General features: G+C 28.9%; 4 protein-coding genes. All 4 read left to right on the forward strand.

The window, feature by feature from the left end; translation table 11 throughout:
- Positions 1-804 (forward strand): restriction endonuclease subunit S (locus ACYQ0O_RS12795; protein ID WP_075070254.1); only part of this gene is annotated, 804 nt, incomplete at its 5' end.
- The gene (locus ACYQ0O_RS12800) at positions 801-1,820 is read left to right on the forward strand and encodes a HamA C-terminal domain-containing protein (protein ID WP_459893695.1); all 1,020 of its coding nucleotides are present in this window, start codon (positions 801-803) and stop codon (positions 1,818-1,820) included. The genes ACYQ0O_RS12795 and ACYQ0O_RS12800, both read left to right, overlap by 4 nt.
- On the forward strand, positions 1,821-4,052 hold the full coding sequence (locus ACYQ0O_RS12805) for a DEAD/DEAH box helicase (protein WP_459893698.1): 2,232 nt from the start codon (positions 1,821-1,823) through the stop codon (positions 4,050-4,052).
- Positions 4,049-5,774, forward strand: a 1,726-nt coding sequence (locus tag ACYQ0O_RS12810; RefSeq protein WP_459893700.1) for a type I restriction endonuclease subunit R, incomplete at its 3' end; no start/stop codon positions are given. The genes ACYQ0O_RS12805 and ACYQ0O_RS12810, both read left to right, overlap by 4 nt.

Raw genomic sequence — 5,774 nt, forward strand, 5'->3', positions numbered from 1 at the left:
AAGTCTCTTGCAACTGGAACAACTTTTGGTGAAATTTCAGGCTCAACATTAAAATCACTTGAATTTCAAATTCCACCTCTTCCTGAGCAAAAAGCCATAGCCTCTGTGCTTTCTTCTCTTGATGATAAAATAGACCTTCTGCACCGCCAAAATCAAACCCTTGAACAAATGGCACAAGCACTTTATGGAAATTGGATTTCAGCTTTTGATTTTAATTCTACTCTAAAAGACATTATTAAGATTCAAAATGGTTACGCATTTAAAAGTAAAGATTTTAAAAGTAACGGAGTCCACAGAGTTATAAAAATTAAAAATATCTCTAGTAATATTGTAGATATTAATTCAACAGATTTCGTATCTGATGACATTATTTCGAAAACTGATAAAAGATTTAAAATTAATTCCGGAGATGTTTTAATCGCTATGACAGGAGCGGAAATAGGAAAAATGGGGATAGTGCCTCAAACAAATGAGTCGTTATGGCTAAATCAACGGGTGGGCCTATTAAAAGAAAAACTTCTAGGTTCAAGATTTCTTGCTTATTTACATCTAAAATCAGATTATGGACTCGATTATATTGAAAATACTGCTACTGGAAGCGCTCAACCTAATATTAGTGGTACTGGAATAGAAAATTGTGAATTTCCAAAACTAAGCAAGAAACAATTAGAGTTATATTCCAAACAGCTTAATTTAATATTTAATAAAATCATCTTTAATCTTGGACAAATCCGCATACTTGAAAAATTAAGAGATACACTATTGCCAAAACTAACGAGTGGAGAAGTGAGGATAAGAATATGAGTATATTCAACTCGGAAGATGTTATTACACAACATATTTCAAAAGCAGATTTACGAGCCTATTTTGTTGGATATGATTTCGGGAAAATCATGCTCGATAGTTTGATTGATGTATTAATGGATGCTCTTGTTGATTTTGCTTTTGGATATCATAAGGGTATTTTAAAAGATTCATACAATAGGAGAATATTAAAAGAAGCCGCAAAATCTATATACAAAATTGATGTTTTTAAGAATGCTAAAGAAACATATATAGATAATAACTCAGAATATGATGATGAAATAAAAGAAAAATATTTAAAAAGAGGAGAGTTCGGTGAATTAATCTTGCATTTAATTCTAAGAGATTTTATTAATACAATACCTTTAATATCTAAAATTTATTTCAAAGATTCTGATGGTATGACAGTTCACGGCTTTGATGCAGTTCATATTGGTCCCGATTTAAACAACAACGATGCAAATTCTATATTCTTTGGAGAATCTAAATTATATAATAGTGGAAAAAAAGGAGTATTGGAATTACTAAAAGATGTAGAAGTACATTTTAAACGAAACTTTCTTGAAAGAGAGTTTGTGTTGATTGGAAAAAAGAAAAATGCTTTTATAACATTAGATGAATTTAAAAAAGATTCAAATCATAAAGATGAGTATGAAAAATTTTTTAATGAAAAAGATGAGTGGTTTAATAAACTTGATGATGTAGCAAATAATAATAAAAAATTAGAAGAATTATTCAAGTCTGTTACTATCCCTTTATTATGTACTTATAAGTCGGATATTTTTTATCGACATAAAAAAGAAACTGAAAATTTTATAAAGGAATATGAAGAAGAGGTACAAAATTTAAAGCATCTGTTTGATGAAAAATTAGAAGAGATGAAAAACAGATATAAAAATTCTGGTGAACCTATTCAGTCAGATTTAAACATAATAGTTATGCTTTTTCCTGTTCCTGATAAAAATGAGTTAGTTAGAAAATTACATACAAAATTATATCACATACAGGAGATATAAATGAATATAAATGAAATAATCGAAAGAATAGAAAATAGTGAACAGATATCTGATGATGATAGTTTTAAATATGCCCAGATTTGTGCAAATGAATTGAGGCATAATGAAAATAATGGACATAAATTGCTAATATATATTTTAGATAATTTTCGAAAAATTCCCGAAAAAACTAAAACTATATGGTTTGATTTAATTGAAATGGCAGGATTTTATCCATATTTAAAAAAAGAAAATGGTAATCCCTCAACAATAGAAGGAAAAATAAGACAAGAATTTCATTTGTCAGAGAATTTAGAAGATATTTATTTCCATGAAGAGCAAAAAATACTTCAATACATATTGGAAAGTGATAAAAATCTAATAGTAAGTGCTCCTACGAGTTTTGGTAAGAGTCTATTGATTGAAGATATTGTTGCAAGCAGAAAATATAAAAACATTGTGATTATACAACCAACTTTGGCTTTATTGGATGAGACAAGAAAAAAACTTAAAAAATACAGAAAAGATTATAAAATTATTGTCAAAACAACACAAGAACCTGATCCTAATAAAGGAAATTTGTTCTTACTAACTGCAGAACGTGTTATAGAATATCCAAATCTACCCAGAATAGATTTTTTAATTTTAGATGAATTTTATAAATTAAGCCAGAAGAGGGATGATGAGAGAGCTTATATTTTAAATAATGCCTTTTACAAATTAATGAAAGAATATCAACCGAAATTTTACTTGTTAGGACCAAATATTGATGGAATTTCTAAAGGATTTGCTCAAAAATATAATGCAATATTTTATAAAACTGATTGTTCTCTGGTTGAAAATAAAATTATAGATGTATATTCACAACATAAAAATATGTTTGATCATCCGCAAAGAAATAAAAAATATATAGAAAATGTATTATTTGAATTACTGTATGAATTAGGAATCCAAAAGCAAGAACAAACTATAATCTATTGTTCGTCACCAAAAAAAGCCAGAGATCTTGCATGGCGTTTTAGTGATTTTTTAAAAAACATTAAAAAACTTGATGTTATAAAGGATGAAAACGAAATACCACTTATTGAGTGGATAGAAAAAAATGTATCGCCAGAATGGAATTTGATTAATTTATTAAGTTATGGTATTGGTATCAATGATGGAGCTCTCATAAAACATATAAATTCTTCTATTGTCGATTATTTTAATGAAAATAAGTTAAAATATTTATTTTGTACTACTACTTTGATTGAAGGTGTAAACACTACTACTAAAAATATTGTTTTTTTTGATAAAACTAAAGGAAATAGGAAACCAATAGATTTTTTTGATTATTCAAATATAAAAGGTAGAGCAGGACGTTTTATGGTTCATTATATTGGTAATATATATAATTTTAATCCACCTCCAGAAAAAAAAGAGAAATTAATAATTGACATTCCATTTTATCAACAAAATCCAATAGAGGATGAAGTTTTAATTTTCATTGAAGAAGAAGATCTTTTAGATAGTACTAAACAAACAGAGCAATTTAAGAAAATAGAGGAGTTATCTAAGAAAGAGAGAGAATTATTTAAAAGAAATGGTGTATCTATATGGGGACAGAAAAAAATTTTAGAACAAATAAATAGAGATGTTGAAGAAAAGGAAGAACTTATAATTTGGACCAAACCTAAATATAACCAACTAAATTATGTATTAAGTTTAGCATGGGATAATTTATTGAAAAAAGGCGAAACAACATGGCCTATGACAAAAAAACGTTTAGTAAAAACAACTTTTGATTACTCAACTAAGAAAAATATCAATTACTTAATAAAACCTACTTATGAATATTTTATACATTTAAAAAAGAAAAAAGAGCGCTTTTCTAAATACAGCTACTATGAAATTTATAATGAAGCAATAAGAGAAGTTTTTAATATGTTGAGACATTGGTTTCAATTTAAGGTACCCAAATGGTTGAATATAATAAATAATATTCAGAGATATGTATGTTTAAAAAGGGGTAAAAGTCCTGGTGACTATACTTATTATGCTAGTTTATTAGAAAATGATTTTGTAGATGAAAAATTATCTATTTTACTTGAATATGGTGTACCAAAATCTGCAATTGACAAGATATCTAAAAGAATAAATTTAAATAATATCGATCAAGAGTATGAATTAATAACAAAGATTAAAGATTTGATTGATGACAATAAAACATTATTTTTGAAATATGAAATTGAGAGAATTGAGAGAAGTTTATGAACATTACTGAATCCCAGATCGAACAATTCACCATAGACCTCTTAAAATCTCAGGGATACGATTATCTATTTGGTGGAGATATTGCCCCAGATGGAAAAAATCCATTAAGAGAATCTTTTGAAGATGTAATTTTATTTGATAGATTAAAAAGTGCCATAGAAAATATAAATCCCAATTTACCCCAAAATGCAATAGATGATGCCATAAAACAACTAACCCAAATCCACACACCAGATTTAATAGCCAATAATGAAATATTCCACAGAATGCTAACAGAAGGAGTAAAGGTTACATACCAAAAAGATGGGGTTGAGAGAGGCGATATTGTATGGCTTATTGATTTTAAGAACTCTGAAAATAACGATTTTTTGGTTGTTAACCAGTTTACAGTTATAGAAAATAATAAGAACAAAAGGCCAGATGTTGTAATATTCATTAACGGATTACCTATAGTGGTAATGGAATTAAAAAACCCTGCCCATGAAGATGCCACTATAAAATCAGCATATAACCAAATTCAAACATACAAGCAAACAATACCCTCACTTTTTACATACAATGAAATTTTAATCATTTCAGATGGGCTTGAAGCAAGAATGGGGAGTTTATCTGCAGGATACGACAGGTTTATGTATTGGAAAACTGCAGATGGGAAAAAAGAGGCTTCAAACCTTGTAAGCCAGCTTGAAACACTAATAAAAGGACTTTTAAATAAAAGGACTCTTATTGATTATATTAGATTTTTCATACTTTTTGAAAAAAGCAAAAAAGAAGATGAAAATGGGCAAACAATCGTACAAACAACAAAGAAAATAGCAGGTTATCACCAATACTACGCAGTTAATAAGGCAATAGAGTCAACTATTAGGGCAATAGGTAAAAATAGATATAAATACATTGTAAGAGAACCACCTGAAAGTTATGGACTCCCTGATGTGAAAAATCAACCTGAAGGGGATAAAAAAGCAGGGGTTGTATGGCATACTCAAGGGTCAGGAAAATCATTGTCAATGCTTTTTTATTCAGGGAAAATAATTCAAACAATCAATAACCCAACAATTGTGGTTATCACTGATAGAAATGACCTTGATGATCAACTTTTTGATACCTTTGCGTCAGCTACACAGATTTTAAGGCAGGAGCCTGTTCAGGCCACAAGCAGAGGACATCTTAAAGAGCTTTTAAAAGTAGATGCTGGCGGGGTTGTGTTTACAACTATACACAAATTCTGGCCAGAACAGGGGAATGTTTATGAAACTCTATCTAAGCGGGATAATATCATTGTAATTGTTGATGAAGCACACAGGACACAATATGGATTTAAGGCAAAAGTAGATAAAAAAAGCGGTGATATAAAATACGGATTTGCTAAATATTTAAGAGATGCCCTGCCAAATGCAACTTATATTGCCTTTACTGGAACACCAATTGAAAAAACAGATAGAAACACCCCTGCTGTTTTTGGAAACTATATTGATGTTTATGATATTGCAAATGCAGTGGAAGATGGAGCAACAGTTCCAATCTATTATGAAAGTAGGCTTGTAAAGATTAATCTAACTGAAGATGGCAAAAAACTTATAGAAGAGTATGAAGAAGAATTAGACCAAAAAGGGTTGTCTGAGGTAGAAAAAACAAAGGCAAAATGGGCTAAACTTGAAGCATTGGTTGGTTCTAAAGCAAGAATAAAAGAGATTGCAAAAGATATAGTAAACCATTTTG

It is taken from the genome of Desulfothermus okinawensis JCM 13304 (genome assembly GCF_054654515.1).

What these genes read in the sequence shown, in the direction of transcription:
- ACYQ0O_RS12805 (WP_459893698.1), top strand. Translation starts at nt 1,821, where the DNA reads ATGAATATAAATGAAATAATCGAAAGAATAGAAAATAGTGAACAGATA.
- ACYQ0O_RS12800 (WP_459893695.1), top strand. Translation starts at nt 801, where the DNA reads ATGAGTATATTCAACTCGGAAGATGTTATTACACAACATATTTCAAAA.